The sequence below is a fragment of the Streptomyces ochraceiscleroticus genome (assembly GCF_000720485.1).
Classification (GTDB): Bacteria; Actinomycetota; Actinomycetes; order Streptomycetales; family Streptomycetaceae; genus Streptomyces; species Streptomyces ochraceiscleroticus.
This window is the reverse complement of sequence record NZ_JOAX01000133.1, coordinates 1-250: the sequence shown is the minus strand read 5'-3', so window position 1 is coordinate 250 and position 250 is coordinate 1. Positions and strand designations below refer to the sequence as shown.

Here is a 250-nt window from a genome sequence, read left to right as displayed (position 1 = left end):
GTCCATCAGGCGCAGGCCCTCGAACGCGTCGCGGGCGTAGCGGACCTCGCCCTCGTAGATCTCGTGCAGGTCCTGCTCGACGTACGCACGGGTCAGCGCGGCGCCGCCGAGGATGACGGGGAAGTCGGCCGCCATCTTGCGCTGGTTCAGCTCCTCCAGGTTCTCCTTCATGATCACCGTGGACTTGACCAGCAGGCCGGACATGCCGATGACATCGGCCTTGTGCTCCTCGGCGGCCTCCAGGATCGCG

The 250-nt window shown here is 67.2% G+C and carries 1 protein-coding gene; it reads right to left on the bottom strand.

Features of this window, described 5'->3' with window-relative positions; all coding sequences use genetic code 11:
* The coding region (locus IG84_RS38620) for a cobalamin-dependent protein (RefSeq protein ID WP_037801506.1) at positions 1-250 on the bottom strand (250 nt) is incomplete at both ends.